This is a genomic window from Salinimonas profundi, from assembly GCF_014750655.1.
GTDB lineage: Bacteria > Pseudomonadota > Gammaproteobacteria > Enterobacterales > Alteromonadaceae > Alteromonas > Alteromonas profundi_A.
Genome location: NZ_JABBXD010000004.1, coordinates 105,598 through 128,365 on the forward strand (window position 1 = coordinate 105,598; position 22,768 = coordinate 128,365).

Annotated in this window: 22 protein-coding genes; 15 read left to right on the forward strand and 7 right to left on the reverse strand. The window is 49.0% G+C overall.

The features are described from left to right. Positions 1–18 precede the first annotated feature (18 nt). From dgcN to HHX48_RS09400, 8 genes are all read left to right on the forward strand, one after another. Complete coding sequence (dgcN, locus tag HHX48_RS09365; protein ID WP_317983497.1) at positions 19–1,011, forward strand: N-acetyltransferase DgcN; 993 nt, start codon at positions 19–21, stop codon at positions 1,009–1,011. Then, positions 1,008–2,000 carry an N-acetyl-D-Glu racemase DgcA gene (gene dgcA / locus HHX48_RS09370; RefSeq protein ID WP_191024460.1) on the forward strand — a complete coding sequence of 331 codons (993 nt, stop codon included), beginning with the start codon at positions 1,008–1,010 and terminating at the stop codon, positions 1,998–2,000. Before dgcN ends, dgcA begins: the two co-directional genes overlap by 4 nt. A gap of 13 nt (positions 2,001–2,013) precedes the next feature. Next, positions 2,014–3,576: a sodium:solute symporter family transporter gene (locus HHX48_RS09375; RefSeq protein ID WP_191024462.1), complete on the forward strand. Its 1,563-nt coding sequence runs from the start codon at positions 2,014–2,016 to the stop codon at positions 3,574–3,576. Positions 3,577–3,746: 170 nt separating this feature from the next. After that, positions 3,747–4,202, forward strand: a complete 456-nt coding sequence (locus HHX48_RS09380; protein WP_191024464.1) for a hypothetical protein — start codon at positions 3,747–3,749, stop codon at positions 4,200–4,202. Positions 4,203–4,369: 167 nt separating this feature from the next. Then, positions 4,370–5,011: a thiopurine S-methyltransferase gene (tmpT, locus tag HHX48_RS09385; protein WP_191024466.1), complete on the forward strand. Its 642-nt coding sequence runs from the start codon at positions 4,370–4,372 to the stop codon at positions 5,009–5,011. A 116-nt stretch (positions 5,012–5,127) separates the two neighbouring features. Beyond that, positions 5,128–5,712 (forward strand): YceI family protein, encoded by a 585-nt coding sequence (locus HHX48_RS09390; protein WP_191024468.1) that lies wholly within the window; start codon positions 5,128–5,130, stop codon positions 5,710–5,712. A 160-nt stretch (positions 5,713–5,872) separates the two neighbouring features. After that, entirely contained in the window at positions 5,873–6,640 is a 768-nt protein-coding gene (locus HHX48_RS09395) for a class II aldolase/adducin family protein (protein ID WP_191024470.1), read from the forward strand. A 24-nt stretch (positions 6,641–6,664) separates the two neighbouring features. Beyond that, positions 6,665–7,849, forward strand: a complete 1,185-nt coding sequence (locus tag HHX48_RS09400; RefSeq protein ID WP_191024472.1) for a mandelate racemase/muconate lactonizing enzyme family protein — start codon at positions 6,665–6,667, stop codon at positions 7,847–7,849. Between the two features lie 39 nt (positions 7,850–7,888). Here the strand turns inward: HHX48_RS09400 and HHX48_RS09405 are convergent, their stop codons facing one another. Beyond that, positions 7,889–8,425: a DUF3750 domain-containing protein gene (locus HHX48_RS09405; RefSeq protein WP_191024474.1), complete on the reverse strand. Its 537-nt coding sequence runs from the start codon at positions 8,423–8,425 to the stop codon at positions 7,889–7,891. A gap of 106 nt (positions 8,426–8,531) precedes the next feature. Between HHX48_RS09405 and HHX48_RS09410 the strand changes: the two genes are divergently transcribed. The 4 genes from HHX48_RS09410 to HHX48_RS09425 are packed head-to-tail and all read left to right on the forward strand — an operon-like array spanning position 8,532 to position 12,302. Continuing rightward, positions 8,532–9,587, forward strand: a complete 1,056-nt coding sequence (locus tag HHX48_RS09410; protein WP_191024476.1) for a sensor histidine kinase — start codon at positions 8,532–8,534, stop codon at positions 9,585–9,587. Continuing rightward, positions 9,584–10,279, forward strand: a complete 696-nt coding sequence (locus HHX48_RS09415; protein ID WP_191024478.1) for a response regulator transcription factor — start codon at positions 9,584–9,586, stop codon at positions 10,277–10,279. Before HHX48_RS09410 ends, HHX48_RS09415 begins: the two co-directional genes overlap by 4 nt. 2 nt (positions 10,280–10,281) lie before the next feature. Further along, entirely contained in the window at positions 10,282–10,938 is a 657-nt protein-coding gene (locus HHX48_RS09420) for a potassium channel family protein (RefSeq protein ID WP_191024480.1), read from the forward strand. Further along, positions 10,935–12,302 (forward strand): TrkH family potassium uptake protein, encoded by a 1,368-nt coding sequence (locus HHX48_RS09425; RefSeq protein ID WP_191024482.1) that lies wholly within the window; start codon positions 10,935–10,937, stop codon positions 12,300–12,302. Before HHX48_RS09420 ends, HHX48_RS09425 begins: the two co-directional genes overlap by 4 nt. Here the strand turns inward: HHX48_RS09425 and HHX48_RS09430 are convergent. Both HHX48_RS09430 and HHX48_RS09435 read right to left on the reverse strand, forming a co-directional pair. Further along, positions 12,292–13,146, reverse strand: a complete 855-nt coding sequence (locus HHX48_RS09430; protein ID WP_191024484.1) for an amidohydrolase family protein — start codon at positions 13,144–13,146, stop codon at positions 12,292–12,294. The two genes, HHX48_RS09425 and HHX48_RS09430, sit on opposite strands and share 11 nt — an antisense overlap. After that, positions 13,146–13,895: an SDR family NAD(P)-dependent oxidoreductase gene (locus HHX48_RS09435; protein WP_191024486.1), complete on the reverse strand. Its 750-nt coding sequence runs from the start codon at positions 13,893–13,895 to the stop codon at positions 13,146–13,148. The genes HHX48_RS09430 and HHX48_RS09435 overlap by 1 nt, the downstream gene beginning before the upstream one ends. A 187-nt stretch (positions 13,896–14,082) precedes the next feature. Between HHX48_RS09435 and HHX48_RS09440 the strand changes: the two genes are divergently transcribed. Continuing rightward, positions 14,083–14,508 (forward strand): Dabb family protein, encoded by a 426-nt coding sequence (locus HHX48_RS09440; protein WP_191024488.1) that lies wholly within the window; start codon positions 14,083–14,085, stop codon positions 14,506–14,508. A 62-nt stretch (positions 14,509–14,570) separates the two neighbouring features. Here HHX48_RS09440 and HHX48_RS09445 read toward each other — a convergent pair whose 3' ends face one another. Beyond that, positions 14,571–15,560, reverse strand: coding sequence for a hypothetical protein (locus tag HHX48_RS09445; protein ID WP_191024490.1), 990 nt, complete (start codon positions 15,558–15,560; stop codon positions 14,571–14,573). Between the two features lie 5 nt (positions 15,561–15,565). Beyond that, the gene (locus HHX48_RS09450; protein WP_191024492.1) at positions 15,566–16,417 is read right to left on the reverse strand and encodes a serine hydrolase domain-containing protein; all 852 of its coding nucleotides are present in this window, start codon (positions 16,415–16,417) and stop codon (positions 15,566–15,568) included. A gap of 899 nt (positions 16,418–17,316) precedes the next feature. On the opposite strand from HHX48_RS09450, the gene HHX48_RS09455 reads away from it, so the two are divergent. Further along, entirely contained in the window at positions 17,317–18,180 is an 864-nt protein-coding gene (locus tag HHX48_RS09455) for an alpha/beta hydrolase (RefSeq protein WP_191024494.1), read from the forward strand. Positions 18,181–18,205: 25 nt separating this feature from the next. On the opposite strand, the gene HHX48_RS09460 is transcribed toward HHX48_RS09455, so the two are convergent. Next, positions 18,206–18,421, reverse strand: a complete 216-nt coding sequence (locus tag HHX48_RS09460; protein WP_191024496.1) for a TIGR02450 family Trp-rich protein — start codon at positions 18,419–18,421, stop codon at positions 18,206–18,208. A 265-nt stretch (positions 18,422–18,686) separates the two neighbouring features. Between HHX48_RS09460 and HHX48_RS09465 the strand changes: the two genes are divergently transcribed. Next, positions 18,687–20,447, forward strand: coding sequence for an acyl-CoA dehydrogenase family protein (locus tag HHX48_RS09465; protein WP_191024498.1), 1,761 nt, complete (start codon positions 18,687–18,689; stop codon positions 20,445–20,447). A gap of 101 nt (positions 20,448–20,548) precedes the next feature. Here the strand turns inward: HHX48_RS09465 and HHX48_RS09470 are convergent, their stop codons facing one another. Then, positions 20,549–22,606: a glycoside hydrolase family 97 protein gene (locus tag HHX48_RS09470; RefSeq protein ID WP_191024500.1), complete on the reverse strand. Its 2,058-nt coding sequence runs from the start codon at positions 22,604–22,606 to the stop codon at positions 20,549–20,551. Between the last annotated feature and the right edge of the window lie 162 nt (positions 22,607–22,768).

A 22,768-nucleotide genomic window follows, 5' to 3' on the forward strand; every position in this document is an offset into this window, starting at 1 on the left:
CGTGATCAAGGAAATGATGTGATTCAGGCGCCTTATCTGCTCTTTATTGGCGATGCCACCGACCCGTTAAGTATCAAGATGGCCCGTAGCGTAGCCGATTGGCGGGCACACAAATGTTTGGGTGAATACCGGCTATCAGGCTGCGAGGTAACAACCGGATGTCCGTCGTTAAGTATCGCACAAGCTGCCGAGCGAGGCGCAAAGAGCTTCATTTTAGGATTTGCCAATAGTGGTGGGCATCTGGATGAGCGGTATCTGCCGCATATTATCGACGCCATTGAGTCAGGAATGGATATTGTCAGTGGCCTGCATGATAAGCTTACCAATTATCCTGAGCTTGTTGAAAAAGCAGAACAGGCGGGCGTGCGTCTGATAGATATCCGTCACCCTACCCTGCGCCTTTCCACCGGCACAGGCAAGAAGCGAACAGGAAAACGCCTGCTCACTGTAGGTACCGATTGTTCAGTCGGAAAGATGTATACCTCACTGAGTCTGGTGCAGGCGATGTCAGCGCAAGGCAGACAGGCAACATTTCGGGCAACCGGACAAAGCGGCATCCTGGTCGCTGGTGAGGGCATACCCATAGACTGCGTGGTGGCGGATTTTATCTCAGGCGCGGCCGAGTCACTGAGTCCGGACAACGACCCTGCGCACTGGGATATTATTGAGGGACAAGGCTCGTTATTCCATCCGGCATTCGCCGGAGTCAGTTTAGGCTTATTACACGGATCTCAGCCCGACGCACTGATTGTTTGTCATGCTCTGAATCGCACCCACATGCGCGGCCTGCCACACGTGCCACAACCTTCTCTTAAGGCAACCATTGAGGCCAACCTCAATGCGGCTAAACTGACCAACCCGGATGTGTATGTGGCGGGGATTGCGGTAAACACCTCTGCGGTAGGTGATAGCGAAGCTGCCCAGTGGTGCCGTAAAACCAGTGAAACATTCAATTTACCGTGTGTGGATCCGGTCCGTCATGATGTGACTGCATTGCTGGAGAACCTATGAAGTTAACCATTGAAGCACATCACGAATCCCTTCCCCTTGCGCAAACTTTTGCTATTTCCCGTGGGGCCAAAACACAGGCTGATGTTGTGGTAGTCACTGTAACCGACGGTGAGTTCACCGGCTGGGGAGAGTCGGTGCCCTATGCCCGGTATGGGCAAAGTATCGAAGGCACCCTCAATAAAATCAAATGTGCCAAACCCGCAATTAAACATATTGATGATCATCGCCGTCTAAATGCAACCTTACCGGCCTGCGCCGCCAGAAACGCTCTGGATTGTGCTTTATGGGATCTGAAGTCAAAAATTAACAACAAACCCGTCGCGCAACTGGCTGAATTGCAGGAAATAAAGTCCTGTGTCACTGCCCAGACAATCAGCGTTGCCAGTACCAGCAAAATGAAACAGGACGCGCAGGCACTGAGTAACAGTGAGCTGATTAAAGTAAAACTTGACCCTGACGATGTCATTGAAAAGGTCGCCGCGATTCATGAGGTATGCCCGGATAGTCGTTTTATCATTGATGCTAATGAGGGCTGGAGCCTGGCACTTTTAAAGGAAGTCGCGCCGCAGTTAGCCAGAATGAATGTTGCGCTGATTGAACAGCCTCTTCCTGCGGATGACGATAATGGCTTAGCGGATTATCAGTGCCCTGTTCCGCTGTGTGCAGACGAGTCGTGTCATACCACTGCCTCGCTGAAACAGTTGATAGGAAAATACCAGGCCATCAATATTAAGTTGGATAAGACGGGCGGACTCACTGAAGCGCGATCGCTGATGAAAGCAGCCAGGCTCTACGACCTGGATATTATGGTGGGCTGTATGGTCGCCTCCTCACTGGCTATGGCGCCAGCCTATTTGCTGGCTGGCGGCGCTGATTATGTCGACCTGGATGGCCCGGTATTGGTAGCAGAAGATCGCCCGGACGGCTTTATTATTGAAAATGGCATTATGAAGCGCCCCGATAATCTGCTGTGGGGTAACGGCCGGTGACGGACAGTCAGTAATGACAACCCTTGATTACACAATCATTGCCACCTATCTGGTTGGTCTGTTACTACTTGGCGCACTTTATCGCAGACACGGTGGGGGAAGTGATTATTTTCTGGCAGGACGCGCATTATCCTGGCCAGCGATTACGCTTTCTGTCATGGCTACACAGCTTTCTGCTATCAGCTTTATTTCTGCGCCGGCGTTCGTGGGCATAAGAGAAGGTGGCGGACTTATCTGGTTATCTTACGAACTAGCCTTACCCGCTGCCGTCGCGATCATGCTCTGGCGATTATTGCCGTCTTTACATAAAGCGGGCGTAGTCAGTGTGTATGACTATCTGGAGCGACGCTTTACCCGCTCCACCCGCTTGCTAATAAGCTTTGTTTTTCAGCTTAGCCGCTCATTTGCCACCGCCATCATGATCTACGCGATATCATTAATCTTGCAGGGTACTATTGGCCTGAATCAGTATCACGCCATCGTGCTAATCGGCGTGATCACGTTAATCTATTCGGCAATGGGTGGCATGCGTGCGGTTGTTTACGGCGATGCCTTACAGATGATACTGATTGTTAGTGGTGCTGCCATTTGCCTTTTCGTCGGCTTACAGGCAGCGGGCGGGGTCAGTAATGTGCTTTCACTGGTCGAGCCGCAGCGGCTGCAGGCAATTAACACAGAATCTGCCGGCATGTCGGGCTCAGATTTCGGCCTACTGCCCATGTTGTTTGGCGGTGTCATTCTTTATGCCTCATATTATGGCTGTGATCAGTCAGAAGCCCAGCGCGCACTATCAACCCGTAGCCTCAGTGATTTAAGAAAGATGCTGGTTGCCGTTGCGCTGCTTCGTTTTCCCATCACCCTGCTTTATTGCTTCACCGGCCTGGTCATTGGAGTGTTGTTTTTAAATAACGCGGAATTGATGAATCAGGTGCCTGATGGAAAGCCAGACTGGATGATGCCGATCTTCATTGTGGAGTATTTGCCCAGCGGATTAGTCGGCTTTCTGGTGGTGGCCATCATGGCGGCGGCTATGTCGTCGTTAAGTTCAGCCATAAACAGCCTGGCTGCCGTGTCGGTGGAAGATATTTATCGGTTAAGGGGCAGGCGTCCCCAGAGCCAGGAATATGTTCGTCAGGCACGTTTGGCGGGCATTGGCTGGGGTATTATTACCCTGGTCCTGTCGCTATATGCTGGCGATATCGCGCCCACCGTCATAGAAGCAATTAATAAAATTGGCTCGGTTTTCTACGGTCCGGTTTTGGCTACATTTCTGCTGGGTATTCATACTCGCCGTACGTCTGCCTTTGCGGTCAATGTCGGGCTATCTGCCGGCGTGATTGGCAATATCCTGCTGTGGCTTCTTGATATCCCTTTATTCTGGTTCTGGTGGAACGTCATCGGCTTTACAGTCACGGTTGTTATTGCCTTACTGATTGCGGCGGTGCGCCCCGAGGCCATACCCAAAACCTTGCCTTCAGTGAAAGGCGCCGGCACATCTTTACTGGGGGCGCTGGTCTGCTGGTCCTTCGTGCTGCTTGGTTTGTGCATTATCATTCCGATGCTGCTGAAAGCCTGAGTCCTTACTGCAAAACTTCCTCGCCCTTTTTCATCATACTGACGCGAACATTAGCAGCATTTATCGCGTTGACGGTCAGTCAGACCAGCCAAAATTAGACATTTCTAATATATCTAACTATTTTTGTAGTTCAGCCTGTCATTTTGCAGGTCTGAAATGAGGATACAACGATGAAAAAACATATAATTGGAGGTGTCTTATTTTGTGTATTTAGTTTTTTAACTATTCAAAATACTTATGCTGATGACCATCAGCCCCCCTTTAAAGGCGGAAACTACTGGGAGGTAACGGGCATCAAGACTGAAGATGGTGCGGGCCTTAAATATAGTAAATGGTTAGCAAGTGAGTGGCGTAAGAGTATGGAGTTTGCGGTTTCCAAAGGCTGGCTGGAAAGTTATTCCGTACTGTATAACGTACATGCACGTGCTGATGAGCCGGATATCTATATCGTTCGCCAGTTTAAAGACTGGGCGTCAGAAGATGAAAATGATAAGCGACGCGGCGAATATATGGAATGGGCCAAAAAGAGCATGGAAAAAATGGAAAACGAAAGTGGCGATCGTGCTGAGTACCGCACAATCATGAGCACGGTACTGTTGCAGGAAATGTTACCACGCACCGAGTAAGTCGTTTAATCACATACATGCAGGGGCCTTGCTGTACCTGCCTCTCCAACACAGCGTGTAACGCTGACATTCCGTTACTTTACCTCAATCATCTGCTATTTTTTCTGCGATCTTCAGCCGCCGGCAAATTCGCGCTATCCTCGTTCCAAACCGATAAGGAGCGCAAGATGGAAGCGACATTCTGGCACAATAAGTGGGAAACCAATGAGATTGGCTTTCACGAAAAAGATTACAACCCAGGCCTGACCCGACATTTTGGCGGGCTTGGTTTACCATCAGGCAGTCGGGTATTTGTTCCACTGTGTGGCAAAACCCGGGATATTCACTGGCTGTTAAATGAAGGCTTTAAAGTCGTAGGCGCGGAGCTTAGCGAGCTTGCGGTAAAACAACTTTTTGAGGAGCTAAAGAAGCAACCGGCAGTTGAAGATACTGCCACCGGCAAAATCTATACGGCACCCGGCATTCAGGTTTTTACCGGTGATATTTTTCAGCTAACAGGAAACAGTATTGGTCGCATTGATGGAATATATGACCGTGCAGCCCTGGTAGCGCTCCCGTACGCCATGCGAACCGGATATGCCGAACTATTGCGAACGATCACTGATACTGTCCCTCAGCTTGTCATCACCTTTACCTATGATCAAAATCAAATGGACGGCCCTCCATTTAGTGTTCCTGCGGCCGAAATTGAGGTGCTGTATGCTCCCTTTTACCAGCTCGATCAGGTTCAGGACTCTGAGGTAAAAGGCGGTCTGAAAGGCCAGTGTGAGGCGAAGGTGAATGTATGGCGGCTAACCCCAAAAGCATAAGTTCGTCTTATTGAAACGTTTTATCCCAAAACTTGAGATTTCCCTACTGAACCGAAACGGTATTGTCTGGTTATCAATGTGTGATGACCCACAGGTTAACCAAAAGGAAATACTGGATGAAACAAATAAATAAACCGCTTCTGGCAGCAGCAATGTCTGCCGTGCTGATGACACCAGCCGCTTTTGCTGAGTCAACAACCTATAATATCGATCCTGACCATACCAGCGTTATCGCTACGTGGAGCCACTTTGGTTTTTCAAACCCAACAGCAACGTTTGATGATGCGTCAGGCACGATTACCTTTGACGACGAAGATACCAGTGCATCAAGTATCAATGTCACGATTCCGGTAGACACCGTTGATACCTATGTGAAAAAGCTCACCAACGAATTCATGAATAAAGAATATTTCAATGTTGATGAGTATCCCGAAGCGACATTTAAAAGTAACCGCGTGGAAGAGACCGGCAGCGACGAGTACAAAGTGCACGGTGACCTGACTATTAAAGGCACCACCAAGCCGGTGACATTTGATGTGACCCTGAATAAACAGGGCGAGCACCCAATGACCAAGAAGCAGGCCATCGGTTTTGACGCCACGACAACGATCATGCGTTCAGATTTCGGTTTGGACAAATATGTTCCGAACGTCTCTGATGAGGTGATGTTACGTATTACAACTGAAGCTCAGGCGAAGTAAGTATATCGATTGCGCGGCCCTGTGCCGCGCAACACAACTGTGTTGCTTGTTACATCATTTATCCGCTGTACTTTATCCCATCCCGTCATTGCTAATTGTTAACGCCTCTGCCCTCTGGTAGCGTTATACCCCTTATCGATCATCATAGAGAGTTCCGGAAGTGTTTGAGTTAACTTCTTTTAGCCTGAAAGGCAAAGTGAGTGATGCCGAGTGGAAAACCCGGGTAGATCTGGCGGCCTGTTATCGCCTGGTCGCAGACATGGGATGGGGCGATTTAATTTACACCCACATCTCTGCCAAAGTCCCTGACACAGAGTTTTATCTGGTGAACGGGTTTGGCCTGACCTTTGATGAGGTGACGGCCTCAAATCTGGTGAAAGTTGATCTGCAGGGCAATATTCATGACGATACCCCTTACGCGATTAATCCGGCGGGATTTACCATTCACAGCGCTATTCACGAGGCACGCAGCGACGCCAAATGCATTGTACACCTGCACACGAAGGCAACAATTACAGTGGCATCGGTTAAAGGTGGTCTGCAGCCATGGAGCCAGTATTCATTGTTCTCCCTGCCCTCACTGAGTTATCACGATTACGAGGGACTGGCGGTGAATGATGATGAACGCGAGCGATTACAACAGAATCTGGCCGATACGAACCACATGCTACTGCCCAATCATGGTGGCCTGACACTGGGGACCACAGTAGGCGACGCGTTTATGCGTTTTTATGATTTACAGCGCGCCTGTGAAATCCAGGTAGAGCTGATGAATTCAGGCCGCGAGGTCATTCCTGTTCCGCAATGCATTGTTGATGGCATTTATGAACAGGCCAGTAAGGTACACTCGGGTCAGACCGGTGGACAAAAAGCCTGGCCGGCAATGCTAAGAAAAGTGTGGAAGATGGATCCCGGTTTTTGTGACTAACGCCCAGTAAAACAGGATAAAAAAATGAAAGTTACCAAAGTAGAAATTTTTGATATTGAATGCCCCGACCGCCCGCCATGGAATCCTGTGTTTGTCAGAATTTATACTGACGAGGGCATTACCGGTGTGGGTGAGGCCGGCCTTGCCTATGACCTGGGGCATAGTGCTGCTGCGCATATGATTAAAGAGATTGCTGAAGCCATGTTAATTGGTTGGGATCCGTTTAATACCGAGCACCTGTGGAGCCGTATGTTGCGTGAGAGCTTCTGGGGTCTGGGTGGCGGTCCGGTTATCTATGCAGCCATGAGCGCGATAGACACTGCACTTTGGGATATCCGTGCCCGTGCACTGAATGTGCCCGTTTATGCCTTATTAGGCGGACGTACAATTGATAAGCTTCGCTGTTATGCCAGTCAGCTTCAGTTCGACTGGGATAAAGAAATCACCAAACTGAATGCCCCCGAAGACTATGGTCGCGCGGCAGAAAAAGCGATGGCCGAGGGTTACGATGCCATCAAAGTTGACCCGATTGTTTATGACAAAGACGGCGTTACCCATTTTGATCGTACTAAGTTGTTCACAAAAGCGGAAATGAAGCTGTTTCGTGCCAGACTACAGGCCATTCGTGATGCTATGGGTGATGAAGGCGACATCATATTTGAATGTCATAGCTTGCTGGGTGCATCAACCGCCATTCAACTTGCTGATATCGTTGAAGACATCGGCTGTTTGTACTATGAAGAGCCCGTCAATTATCTGAATGCCAAACTGCATGACAAGGTAGCGCGCCGCGTGAATGTGCCTATTGCCGGTGGTGAGCGTCTATACAATCGCTGGGATATCCGCCCTTATCTGGAAGACCAGTCACTGGATGTACTGCAGCCCGATGTTGGTTTGTGTGGTGGCTTCACCGAAACCAAGAAAGTCTGTGACTATGCCGATATTTACGATGTTCGCATTCAGGCCCACGTGTGTGGCGGGCCGGTAGCCACCGCCGCCGCCCTGCATCTGGAAACCGCCATTCCGAATTTTTTGATTCACGAGCATCACACCTATGCTACCAAGCACTGGAACCGGGAATTGTGTATACAGGATTTCCAGCCAGAGAACGGATACATCAGCGCACCGGATACACCCGGACTAGGCATTGAGTTAAACGATGATATTGTTTACCGCTCACCTCACATGACCATTACGTCACTGAAGTAAATTTATCCGGTAACAAAAAAGGGAGTAATTACTCCCTTTTTAATTGTCTGCATAGCCACTGCCGATGGCCCGAAACGGCATTTCAAGCCCCAGCTCAGGCACCTGACGCGCCACCCATGCCGGAAACGTATTACTGTTAGGGCCCGGGAACACCTGATATTCATCAGCCCAGGGATAGGCATTCACCGCCTGCTCAATGTCAGGAATCAGCGATGCTGCTTTATCACCGCTTAATGACAGTATTTTTTCTGGTTTTGCACCATACCAGAACCGATCAGGCGTCGTAGTCCGATAGGACTTAAGCGCTGGCAATCCGCGATCGGTGCGCCAGCCCACCACTTCATATACCGTGTACTCCTGAGCATCCGGTGCCTTTGTGGCAATCCAGGTATGCACTGCAAACCAGCCTTTCCAGCTAAACGCATCAGCCGCGTACACTTCAATAACCGCCTGGGGGGTCTGTGACGGTGCCGGTGCAATGCCCGCCGGTTCACGACTTGCCGTACGCCAGTCGCCGCTGGAGCAACCGCTGACCAAAAAAAGTAACAATATGATAAGGAGGAAATGTTTATGCATAAACCCGCTCTGTGATGCGATAAGTCTTTTACGGTTTTTTTACGCTACTTCTGGCAGATAGATTGTTAAAGTGTTGTCAGGTTTAAGATGAATATCGTTCCGTTCCGTGTTAACTACTGAAACATCGTCATTTTTTAATCGCATTCTGATCACCTTTGCCATTATGGCGGGCGCAACCGCAAGTTGCTCTCTGTTATCCCTGGTGTCAGCGCCGTTGAGTGGTTTTCTGCTGGTTTTGCAACTTGCGTTAATCATCGTTGCGTTAATGTACGATCGGATTTGTGGACTATTTGCGGCATTGTTAGGCGCTCTTTCATTCAACTTTTTGTTCACCGAGCCACACTACTCTCTTGTGATGAATCAGGCCGAGGATATCGGCAACCTGGCGATTTTTATCATTACCTCACTACTTGCCTCACAGTTGGCTCAGGTTTACCGCAATCAGCAAAGTGCGTTACGCCGTGCGCAACGTCAAAATAGCCTGCTTATGTCTGTGTCTCATGACTTGCGTACGCCGCTTTCCACCATTATCGGCTCACTGGATACGCTTAAACACTTTGGCAGACAGCTCCCGGCATCTGAACACACTGAACTCGTTGAGGGTGCGCTGAGCGAGAGCAAGCGACTACACCATTATATCGAAAACTTGCTGCAAGCCAGCCGTTCATACCATGATGGAAAACAAGAACAACAAGAACAACAAGAACAACAAGATAAGGTATGTATTAATACGCTCATCAACACAGTCACCAGTCAGTTCCGGACCGGTCGCCTGAACGTCTCCAACACATTACAAAATGAACTGACTGTATTGTGTTTTGCACCGGTGCTGGAGCAGGCACTGTATAACATTATTGATAATGCCCTTCGCTACAGCCCTGACAATAAGACTGTTGAAATAGTGGTAGCCGGTGAAAATGGTCACGTAAAAATTATCGTGCGGGACGGTGGTAAAAATGCCTCGAAAACTGAGGTGCAGCAATGGTTTATGCCTTTTGTCACTTCTCGTAATAAAGACAGTGGCGAAGGTGGCCTGGGCCTTGGCCTGACAGTAGCCAAAGCAATTATAGAGGCGCATCAGGGTGCAATCACCATGGCATCGGCGAACCCGGGTTGTGTAGTCACCATCACATTGCCCGCAAGCTTGAAAGATACGGTATGACAAAACACATTTTGGTAGTAGAAGACGAATTTCATTTAAGGCGAATGCTCACCATCGCGCTTCAGGCAGAAGGCTTTGTATGCACTGGGGCCGAAACCGCACGGCAGGCAATTGTCAGTATATTGGACACACAACCGAACTTAATCATTCTTGATCTTGGCTTACCAGACCAGGAAGGAATATCGGTATTGTCACGGGTACGCCAGGATAGTGGCGTGCCGGTACTGGTGTTATCCGCACGTGATGCCCAGGCCAGTAAGATAGAATTATTAAATGCAGGGGCCAATGACTATGTAAGTAAACCTTTCGGCATTGGTGAACTGATTGCCCGGATTAACGTGCTGTTACGGGACGCTCATCACGTAACACCTGCCAACCCGCACATCAGGTCTCTTGGCAGACTAAAAATCGCGCCTGCTAATAACCAGGTGTGGATTGACGGATTGCCTGTGACGCTGACAAATAAAGAGTTCAGCATGCTTGAGGTGCTGACCCGCAAGCCGGGCCAGTTGTTTAGTCAACAACAGTTACTGCGCGAAATCTGGGGAAACTATCATAAGCAGGATAATCACTATCTGCGAATTTTACTCAGTCAGCTGCGAAAAAAACTTAACGATGAACCCAATGCCCCCGAATATATTGAAACTATCGCTGGTAAGGGATATCGGTTTATTAACAACAAAGTGGAGTGACCATGGCACATTTTACAGTCATCGGACTCGGGCGGTTTGGCATTACTGCAAGCCTGGAACTTATGCATCTGGGGCATACTGTAACCGGCATTGATATTGATGAGAAACTGGCTGAACAATATGCCGCTGAACTGACGCAGACATTGATTTGTGATGCTACCGATGAACGCGCCATGGCTGAAATCAGCCTGGCAAATAGCGAAGCGGTACTCGTTGCCATTGGCGAAGATATGCAGGCCAGCTTATTGTGCACATTGCTTCTTAAAAATCAGGGGGTCACGCAAATCTGGGTGAAAGCCAATTCGACGGCTCACCATACGATTTTGTCTAAATTAGGGGTTAGCAGAATTATCCATCCCGAGGAAGAGATGGGTGCACGCGTCGCTCAGGCGCTTAACTATCCAATGGTCAATGATTACCTCAGCCTGGGGCATGGCTTGTATGTTGTAGAGATTAAGCTGCCACGCCTGAGAAAGCCTGCTACTGTGGAAACCCTGATTATTGGCTTTGAAGCATCAATATCCTGCCTGCTGATCAAACGAAAAGATAACCTGATTAAATCTCCGCCGCTGACCTTTGAAATCGCAGAAGCAGATGTAGTCTTACTGTGCGGCACGCGTGAGTCGCTGATCAGAATTGCGCCGCGGTTTAACCAGTGATTCAGTGGTCACCGACGCATCGTCCGCTTGAAAGACGTCCGGGTGGTGCCCGTAAAATACAGGCGGCTCCTCCCCTTATTCTGTCGCTGAGCTTTATTGCCATTATTTTGCTGGGTACGCTCCTGCTGAAGATTCCCGCTGCGACCACCGAATCTATTACCTGGGTTCAAAGTCTGTTCACCGCGACCTCTGCAGTCACGGTAACAGGGCTTGTGGTGGTTGATACTGGTACGGCCTTTACACCACTTGGACAGAGCATAATCGCTGTATTAATACAGCTTGGTGGACTGGGTTTGATGACGTTTGCTGTTGTGACACTGGTGGCCGTAGGCAGTAAAATCAGTTTCCTGCAACAAAGCGCCTTAAAAGAAGCGTTTAATCAGACCGACACCGCATCACTGGTCAGTACAGCTAAGGGCGTACTGCTTTTTGCTTTTATTGTGGAATCTCTGGGCATTGTAATTCTGACACTTTACTGGCTGCCTGATATGGGGTGGCAAAAAAGCCTTTTTCATGCGTTCTTTTATACCATCTCGGCATTTAACAATGCAGGCTTTGCCTTGTCTGCTGACTCATTGATGCCCTACGTCAGCGACCCTACCATCAACATCGTTATTACTGCGTTATTTATCACCGGCGGCCTGGGCTTCTCAGTGTGGCTGGATATTGTGAAAAAACGACGCTGGCGTACGCTATCCTCCTATAGCAAAGCAATGCTAAGCGCCACGCTCATTATAAACATTGTCGCGCTGCTGCTGATCTATGCCATTGAATACAACAATCCGGCCACGCTGGCGTCACTTGATACTCTTGGCAAATGGCTGGCAGCATGGTTCCAGGCGGTCACACCGCGAACCGCAGGGTTTAATACTCTGGACATTGGTCAGATGAAAGATGCATCTGTGACGCTGATGTTGTTGCTGATGTTTATTGGTGGCGGGTCAATGAGCACAGCAAGTGGCATCAAGCTGGTCACATTCATGGTGTTGTTACTTGCTACCTACAATTATTTTCGGCGCGACCCTGCCCCTACACTGTTTAACCGTACCATAAAGCCGGAAACGGTAACGAAAGCGCTTGCGTTGACACTGATATCCCTGGGTGTGACCTGGATTGCCATTTTTCTGCTAAGTATCACTGAGCATAATGCAGCATTTTCGGATATCGTTTTTGAGGCAGTCTCCGCGCTGGGCACAGTAGGGCTTTCGCGAGGACTTACAGGCAACCTGAGTCAGCCTGGCGAGTTCATCATTATTTTATTGATGTACGCCGGACGGCTGGGCCCGCTGACTCTGGCTTATTTTCTGGCAAGTCCGCGCCAGCGCCGTGTTCGTTACCCTGAGGCGCGTTTGCCTATTGGTTGAACCTATACCAGTTAACGCTGTTTTCATACAGCAGTGCTTTGAGGTGGGCTAGGGGGAGACAGCCCGTCATCTGCTGCCAGTAAGTACCGTAATTACACGTAAATAAACATAGCGGGAAATTGCTGGCCAGCATGACCCGCGGCACTCCGAATAGCGTGATTAGCGTATCGACAATCTCAGCGACTTGCGCTACGCGCCACTGTCTTGTCGCCCCCATCATTTCCCAGCCGGAGGCCTTGATTGCCACATTCGGACTTTGCGCCAGTAGCTGCAGGTTTTCTCGCCACTTGAGAGTGTTCACCGTCTCGCCCGGTATTATCCCCGCGTGGTTGATAATACATCTGGCGCCGGTTGTATTTAGTAGCCTGAGCAGCGCCTGTGTGGCCCGGCTGTCGCTGGCAGAAAACTGCGCCTCAAAATGCCAGTCACTGTCAGCCAAATATTGCATGTTATTCGCTGTGAGGGAATGACCAAGTACTGATACCGCCTGGTCATCCAGAATATGCCGGATGCCGCACACACTTTTAAACGCTGCCAGCTTATCCAGCGTGTCTGAAAAACTCGTGCTGGTGATATCAGCGCCCGCCACGGTGCGAAGCGGCAGAGATACCGCTTGCTCCAGATAATCAATTTCCCGCCAGGGTCTGCGATTATCATATCCCGCTTCTATATGAACAATACCACTTAAGGTAACCGGATCGGTGACACTGATATCCTGCTGAGAAAACGAGCGGTTGATAAAAGACTTGTCACCCCAGTGCGGCGGATTTTCTGGCCGAAGCCAGTGATAGTCACCGGTTTTTAAATCAAACAGGTGAACGTGAGAATCAATCAGCCGATGCATCAGCGCGCCGTATAGCCGCCATCGATCACCTGCAGACTACCGGTGATAAAGGTTGCTTTGTCCCCGGCAAGAAACAGCACCAGCTCAGCAACTTCCTCAGGCTGGCCTAACCGACCGAGTGGTTGCTGCGCTGCTTCATCGGCCACAACATCAGCTTTTTTGGCGCCTGATTTTTCCACATAGCGATTTATCGCGTTGTGAAAAAGTGGTGTTTCTATTGTACCGGGGCAGACGGCATTGGCGCGAATATTATACTCGGCATAATCCAGCGCGGTGGTTTTTACCATCGACGCCAGCGCGGCTTTTGACAGGTTATAAGCGAACGACCCGGGCTTTCCAATCAGGCTTTGATCTGAGCCCATCACGACAATGGCCCCACTGTGCTGCGATTTCATAACAGGCAAGACAGATTGAATGGCGGCGTAGGCCCCTTTCACATTGATAGCAAATACACGATCAAACTCTGCCTCTGAGGTTTGCTCAATCGTGCCGGAGAAGTGGATACCCGCATTTGAAACCAGGGCATCGATACGAGATGCCTGCGCTATGATGGTTTCAATGCATTGCTTAACTTCACCGACCTGGGCCACATCACATTTAACCCACTGGCCATTTTCCACCGGCCGGGCGAAATCTTCCAGGTCCAGATTAAATACCCGATAACCATTGGCCGACATTTTCTCACAGACAGCCAGCCCGATTCCCTGACTCCCGCCAGTTACCACACACACCGGAGATACGTAGGTCATTGCCACCCTTTATCATCAAAATTGTCGCTCAAGCATGACCAACGACTGCTTAAAAAGCAAGTGTGGGGATGCCAGAGAGTTTGTGCGAAATGGTTGGTATATGCTGATTTATGCGTATTATGGCTGATTAAATGCTGAACAATTAATTTTAAGCTGTTCTACTGTTACCTGAGACAAGGAAAATCCGATGAATCAACCTGACAGACGTAAGTTTTTATCTTTTGCCGGTATGGCTGCCGGTTCACTGTGTGCCGCAGCGGCTCTTCCGGTAAAAGCCCACAGCGATTCACCCTGCGAGCAGGTGTCGCCGGTAGTTCATATGGTGTATTTCTGGCTGAAGCAACCAGAGTCAAAAGCCGATCAGCAGTCCCTGATTAAGGGTCTGAACAGCCTGCGTGAAATTAAACATATTCAGGCTCTGCATGTGGGCGTGCCTGCTGCTACTGAGTCACGGGATGTCATTGACAGCAGCTATCAGGTATCTGAGATGATGATGTTTAACAGCATTGAAGATCAGGATGCCTATCAAAGCCATCCGCTTCACAAAAAGTTTATTGAGGACTACAGCCATCTGTGGAAAAAGGTCGTGGTGTACGATTCCGTCAGTGCGTAACTGTCCGAACAACCAACAGAAGGTAATGAGCGGCAATGAGCATCGCCGCTCAACGGATTCGACTACGTCCAGCTTATCAGGCCAATCGCGCCGAAGTATGCCAAATAGATAACCACCACAAGCTGTAAAATGAGATACACGGCTACGAATCCACGTATCCATCGCGATGTCGAGACGCCGCGATATTTAATCCGCTTCCAGCATGCCCACACGGTCACCAACGCAAACAGTAATGAAGCAATAAATAACCCTACTGAAATTGGTCCTGGCGCGCCAAGATTATCAAACGGATTACTTAGTCCTATGCCTATGAGCGCTATAAATAGTAAGGCCATCACGGCTGACAAAGACATCCATTTGCGCAACTGAGTACTGTGCGTTCCGGTGATTTTTCCTCGCGCCTTATTGACCAGCCAGACAGGTGTGTAAACCAAGGTACTCACCAGCATCAGTAGCCACGCGAAAATGATTGCTTTATCTGCCATCGCATCAAATGCTGAAATCTTAACGAAAACCCGATCACCGTAATGAAGAACATCGCCAGCCACCGGGTCAGTGGCGCGAGTCATCACAATCTCCCCTTTGTCATTACGCCATCTGTCATTACCCACATACACAACGTCTCTTTCCCACCCAGGGTTTGCCACCATGGATAAATGCGCGTCTTTGTCAGTAACGTTCAGTTTAATGGGTGAAACAATTCGCTCAATAAAATACTGTTTTTCTATGCGCGGATTGATAAGGCGATAGTAACCTGACATTTCCTGCCACTGTGCGGGCACCGACTCGGTCTTTACCATTGGCAATTCATTGTCCCTGGCAATGAAGTCTGCCAGTAATCGTGCCGCTTTGTATAAAGCCCTGGGATTTTCAGCATTGAGAAGTAGCGCAAAGCCAGTCCCGTTGTCAGGTGAATAAGCCAGCTCCGATGTCCATCCTGGTAACGAGCCATCGTGGCCCCGATAGCCCCACCCATCATAATAGCGAGCGAAGTTATAGACGCCATAGCCTGCATCAAACTCACCCGCATTGGTGGTTTGTGACTGTTCCATACGTTTTACGGTTTCGGTGTTAAGCAAAGGCGCGCCCGCTCTACAAAAAAGGTGAGCAAGCGATGCATGTCGGTAATGCTGGATGAGGCGCCCCCGGCGGGGTACATCAGTAAATGCTCATGCTCTACAATGTTTCCCCCGCTGTGCCCTTCTGCCATCGTAACCGACTCCGGTGCGGTGCCGTAAAAGGTGTGGTTCATCTTTAAAGGCGTAAATATGTTGCTCTGCACGTATTCGGTAAACGGCCGACCCGTAACTTTTTCAATGAGTAGCGCCGTTACTGCCGCCGCAGTATTTGAGTAAGCATGGCGGGTACCGGGTGCCCAGCGACTGACATGGCTGTCGGGGTGATAACTCAGCGCTTCTTTTAGAGGCATCACTGGCTGATTGTCGTAAACAAATTCTGAGAGCGACATTTCGTCGAAGCCTGAGGTGCTTTCCAGAAAATGTTTTACCTTAAGCGGATGCGTCGACTCCCATGGATTTTTAAATTCAAATTCCGGTAAGACATCGGCCACCCTCGATTCAGGGTTAATCTGGCCTGCTTCAATTAATTGCATGGCTGCGATGCCCACAAACATTTTACTAATGGAGGCGATTCGATAAGCCGTGTCGGGAGTCACACGCGTTTCCCGCCCCTTTTGCAATGTGCCTATGGCTTTAATATGCGCAGGTTCATCAGGCTGAATAATGGCGTAGGACAGGGAGGGGAGGTTTTGCTCTTCGACCAGTTCGGCCATGCTTTTGTCGAGCGTATCGAGGGTGACGGGAGGGGTTTCGATGGCCACTACGGGGAGGCAAAACAGCCACCCACTGACAGCCATCGCCGCTGCCAGTAACCTTATCGGCTTTAACATGATGTACTTCCTTTTTAAATTAACATCCTGTACTGATCCATTGCGTGGATCGCTGGCCGCACATCAATTGTCATTCATTTTTATCTGAGGATGGCAGCCATAACACTACGCTGTGACAAGCAGAAAAGAAAAACGTAACGTTTGTTCTGCCAAAAATGCGTGAGCGTTTGAAATTTAAGTAATTATCGTTATCCACTTTATCAGAACGGGTGGAAAAATCACCTGCTATTTAATAGCGATGCAAGCTTTATCACTTATTGAAGAAATCATTCTGTTCGACTGAAAATGACTGCTTCTGGCAAGAATAAAGCGGTAGGCGAGAAGATATTCGACGCGTACTCAATTTACGGGCTCTGTTACACCTGCAATGTAATCACTACGCCTGGAATTGACTATTCATTGGGTAATGATTTTGTCTTTTTGAAAATAACATGATTAAAAGAACATATAATCAATCAGCATGAGCGATACAAAAATCGTTAAAAACCAAAAGCCAAAAATTTCAATTCCTGTTTTTTTACCCAACGTAATTGCCCCTTAATAGATGCCCTATCCGATAGTAGCTAGTGAAGTTTGGCGCCAGAGAAGTTAAATCATAATGGTCTGAGACTTGTTCGCTTTAGCATTGATTTATTTCACCTCAATTTATTCATACCAAAAATTCAGCCTGTGTTACCTCATTGCCGCAACCCTGGCGGGTGATATTACTGTAAATTGTTGCAAGGCATCTTTACGCTGTACTTAAGTCTATTTTCTTCAACTACGTCCATATTTTTATTGCTGATATGAGAAGCAGGCTAAACATGCGGTCTACGCACGGTATTATTAATTTCCTGTAATACCAGCCAGTTGGCGACACTGCGCATGAACTTTCTTTTTGTCCTGCAGTAAAAAGCTGTATGAAACTGCTCCTGATTATATTTACAACGGTGCTACTGGGCGGCTGTGCAAAACTTATGTTTGCCACAGCTAACACCACCACACTTACCTTTGATGGCGACATTACCGAGGACGTTGCTTACGGCACGTTGCCTCGTCAGCAACTGGATATTTTTGTGCCTGAGGGGCTTAACAATAAGAAAGCGCCGGTAGTCATTTTCTTTCATGGTGGACGCTGGAGCTTTGGTTCAAAAGATCAGTATCAGTTTGTTGGTATTCGCCTGGCCTCGATGGGTTACGTCGCGGTATTACCTAATACAAGGCTGTACCCGGAAGTAAAATTTCCGATATTCGTCGAAGATGCAGCAGCATCTGTGGCCTGGGTGCAAAAAAACATTCATCAGTATGGTGGCAATGAGCAGCTGATTATCAGCGGGCACTCTTCCGGCGCGCATATTGGTGCGCTAGTGGTCGCCGATGAAAGGTATCTGAAAAAAGCCGGCGGTGACCCATCGGGTATTGACGCATTTGTAGGAATGGCGGGCCCTTATGATTTCACGCCCAAAGCAGATGACCTTCGCGACATGTTCGGGCCGCCGGACGAGTTCGATAAAATGGTGGTCAGTCATTATATTGATGGCAGTGAGCCACCCTTCGCGCTGATGTATTCATCGAATGATGGGACGGTGCACGAACGGAACCTGAAACGACTAAAGGCAAAAATAGAATCGGTGGATGGCCAGGTCAGTACCTACATTTATGAAAAGGGCGAACACACCGGCACGGTGGCTGCACTAAGCTGGGCGAACCCCGATGGCTTGCCTGTGGCTGACGATATGCAGACGTTCATCCAACATCATTTGAAGACGCCCGAGTCAAAGTAACAGGACCCAACCCGAACACGGGCTGTTATTTCCAGCCCTGGCGCCAGGTTTCAGCATCTTTCAGTGCCCGCCAGTCAATCGCGTATTCATTATGAGAGTGAACCGCCTCAAGTAGACAGTGAACAACGGCTCCGGTCTCACTGTACTCAATTTCTGTCACGATGAAGTGTTTTTCTTTGTTGGCCGGGCGAACGGCGGTCCACTTACTGTTTAACAGCTTAGCCGGACTAACAGAATTCATTTGGTGCCTCACTCCTTTCCGGTACACAACACATACGCGCTCTGGCGACAAAGAAGCTGACGCCAGACACTGACAGTAAAAGGTTCTCTAGCGGCAAACTCAACGATTTAGCCTGAGACATGAAAAACAGAAGAGTAAGATTAACGTAAACTTGCCGGTGTCGAGGTTAAATTTTTTTACAAATAGGCGGCGGGTGCTTGGCGGTGAATGAATTGTGCGTATAATTACAAATTCAAACACCCGTTTAAATCAATAGGAGTGGGTTATGCCTCAGTATCAGGCCCCAATGGCAGATTATCAGTTTCTGCTTAAAGAGTGGCTGTCATTAGACACGCACTATCAACAGCTGGGTATCAGCGACTTTGACTTTGAGCTTGCAAATGAAGTTATCGCTCAGGGCGCAAAATTTGCCGAAGATGTGATAGCGCCATTGAACCGCACCGGTGACGAACAAGGGTGTAAGCTGGAAAACGGCAAGGTAACCACCCCAGATGGTTTTGCTGAGGCATACAAAGAGTATATTGCAAACGGTTGGAACAGCATGCTGGGTTCAGCCGACTATGATGGCCAGGAGCTGCCCTATTCAATGGCTGTTCCGGTGCATGAAATGCTGCATTCTGCAAACCTGAGCTGGCGCCTGACCAGTATGCTCACCGAAAGCGCTGTGCTTGCTGTAACCCGCCATGCCAGCGAGGAACTTAAATCGCAGTATCTGGCCAAGCTGATAAGCGGTGAGTGGACCGGAACAATGAACCTGACCGAACCGCATGCCGGTACCGATTTGGCATTGCTTAACACTAAAGCTGAGCCACAGGGTGACGGCAGTTATACAATCACCGGCAACAAAATTTTTATTACCGGTGGCGATCATGAATGGACCAGTAACATCATTCATATGGTGCTGGCTCGTTTACCAGATGCGCCAGCGGGCGTTAAGGGTATCAGCTTATTTCTGGTGCCCAAGTTTTTGTTGGATGAGAACAATGAGCCAGCCGAAGCCAATGCGGTTTCAGTAGGCAGTATTGAACACAAGATGGGCATCAAAGGCAGTCCCACCTGCGTGATGAATTACGATGGTGCAAAAGGCTGGCTGATTGGCGAGGAAAACAAAGGTCTGGCATGCATGTTCACGATGATGAATGATGCACGTTTTCAGGTTGGTCTGGAAGGTCTGGGCGCAGCTGAAGCGTCTTTTCAGGGCGCTTTGGAATATGCCCGTGAGCGTGTGCAGTCACGTGCGCCACAAGGTGTACAGAATCCAGATGGCAAAGCCGACCCTATCGTTTTTCAGCCTGATGTTGCGCGAATGCTGTTAACCCAGAAAACGCAAACTGAAGGCTGCCGGGCGTTAGCCGTTCTGTATTCAAAATATATGGATATCGAGCGTCTCGGCAATGATGAAGACAAAACAACAGCCGCTCAGGTTTTGCAGTTTTTAACTCCCGTGTGCAAAGCCTTTATGACTGATATGGGGCTGGAAGCAAGCAGCCTGGGCGTACAAGTGCTTGGCGGCCACGGTTATATCCGCGAATGGGGCATGGAGCAACTGATGCGTGACGTGCGCATCGCGCAGCTTTATGAAGGCACCAATGGTATTCAGGCACTGGATCTTATCGGTCGTAAGCTGACCCGCGACAAAGGTCAGATGATGGAAACCACTTATATCGAGTTTGGCAAGCTGGTGGCGAACATTCAGGATGATACTGTCAAAGCACAGGCGCAGGCATTGTTGGATGACTGGCGGGCAAGCTCTGCCGATTGTCTGGCGTTGGACCCGGCTGATGTCGCCAGTGCCGCGTGCGATTACCTTGCCTACACTGCTTATTCGTTAATTGGTGTGCTTTGGTACAGCATGGCGGATAGTGCGTCACGTAGTGAAAACCAAACCATCGCCAGCGCTAAAGTTAAATCGCGTGACTTTTATATCGCACGTATTTTACCGCGTCGTGATGCTCACAAAGTCGCGATGAAAGCAGGCAAAGCGTCGGTGCTGTCAATTTCTGGCAGCGAGTTCGATTATCTGTAATCCCAGTTATGATACCCACCAACTGAAGCTGGTGGTGTAAAGCAGGCAATAAAAAGCCCCGCGCGTGCGGGGCTTTTTTATGTCAGTCACTTAATGCAATTTTAGTTTAGTGCCTTAAAGCGAACAGCGGCTCCACCAGCAGTGGCCAGGTACAGATCCATACTGTCCTTTGCTGTCACCGTTTTGGTTTCATAACTCATTGCATACGGGTTATCTTTCCAGTCTGTGTCCTGTTTATCCTGATACACCTGTGCTTCATACTTTTTGCCCGGCTTAAGAAAGTCCAGCTTCACCGTGACTGTACGCGGCTCTTCATTGGTAACGGCTCCCAGATACCAGTCATCGCCTGAATAATCGCGGTCCTTTTTCTCTTGTCTGGCAATAACGATAAAGTCACCAACTTCACCCTGTAGCGCCTCAGTTTTTTCCCAGTCAGTGGGCACATCCTGAATAAACTGGAATGCCTGTTTATGCTTGAGATAATTCTCAGGCAGATCAGCTGCCATCTGAATCGGGCTGTATAACACCACATACTGCGCCAACTGACGTGTTAACGTCGACATTGGGCGGCGTTCAAAATCAACGGTGTCATTTTCAGGTACTTCCGGACGCTTGTAATCGAAGTCGAAAATGCCCGGTGTGAAATCCATGGGCCCGGCCAACATGCGGGTGAATGACATAGTAGGAATATGATTAGCCGGATTAGGCGCGCCCACACCCGAGTTGTATTCCTGACCCCGGGCACTTTCCCGCGAAATCCAGTTTGGATAGGTACGACGCAATCCGGTGTCCTTCACTGACTCATGGGTATTGATGGCAAGCTCATACTTAGCGGCGGTGCTGACGTTATTGATAAAATGATTTACCACCGGCTGGCTGTCAGTAAACTCATAGCGCATGATGTCGTTTTCGTCACGACGTTTCAGATTTTGCCCAAAAGCCACATAGCCTGTTTTAATCTGCTCAACACCATGATCCTGATACAACTTGAAGCCATCTTCCATTTGCTCTTCGTAATTGGTGATGCCGCCGGACGTTTCATGGTGACCAATCAGCTTCACGCCTTTTTTCTTACCGTAATCGGTTACCGCTTTTACATCGAAATCCGGATAGCTTTCGGTAAAGCTGAATAACTGAGAGTTTTCTATCCAGTTGCCATCCCAGCCTTTATTCCAGCCTTCCACCAATACACCGTCAAAGCCATATTTGGCGGCAAAGTCCATGTATTGTTTAGTGCGTTCGGTGGTTGCGCCATGCTTATCGCCTGATCCCCAGGTGTATTTGCCGATATGCATACCCCACCAGATACCCACATATTTGCCCGGGTTGATCCAATCAACTTCACCTAGTTTATTGGGTTCGTTAAGGTTAAGTGAAATGTAGGAGTTAATCAGGTCAACAGCCTGCTCACCCACCGTTATTGTGCGCCACGGTGTGGTGAAACTGCCTTCTTTGTGGACCAGCGTACCGTCAGCTCGTGGGGATAGGTTAGCTTCTAAGCGTCCACCATCCTGACGCTGCAGGCTCATTCCGGCATAATCCACCAGCGCCGCTTCGTGAATAGCCAGATGGGTACCGTCTTCATATTTAACGGTGAAGGGTGTGTGCGCCAGGTCAACGTCCTGCAAAGGCGTTTCACGGTAAAGATACTCATAGCGCTCACGGCCCTGTCCGGGGATCCAGTAAGCCGTTGCGGCGTCCGGATTGGTCAGGTGGAATTGCGTCAGCTCGCGCGTGATATTGCGCTGACCGCTGCCGGGGACTTCATAACGAAAGCCGATGCCATCATCAAAAACACGAGCACGAACCACAAACTTGCGCTGCGCATCATCAGTATGTGTAAACTCAACAGCCAGTTCATTATACGTGTTTTCGATAATGCGCTGTTCACCCCAGGGCTGTTCCCAGGAATCGTTGTGTTTGTCACGACTGACTTCTTTAACTGAAAAGTCACGATACATTGGCTGGGCCTGTTCAAAGGTGAAACCCAGCTTGCTGGCATCAATTAACTTTTTGCCTTTAAACGTCAGTGAATATTCAGCCAGTTCGTTTTCATCAGAAAATGTCAGTACCAAATCGCCATCCGGCGATTTTACTGAGATGTCTTCGGCATGGGCGGTAAAGGCGAGTACACCCAGTGCAAGTGTGAAATATCGCATAGCTTTCCTCTTCATTGTGATTGTCAAAGCATAGCAGTGAGACAACGTAAATACAGTTTTAATATTAAGCAGTTAACATATACGAGGATCATAATTTAACGACCGCAATAGCCAGACAGATTGTCTGACATAAAAAAAACCAGGCCGAAGCCTGGTTTTTAA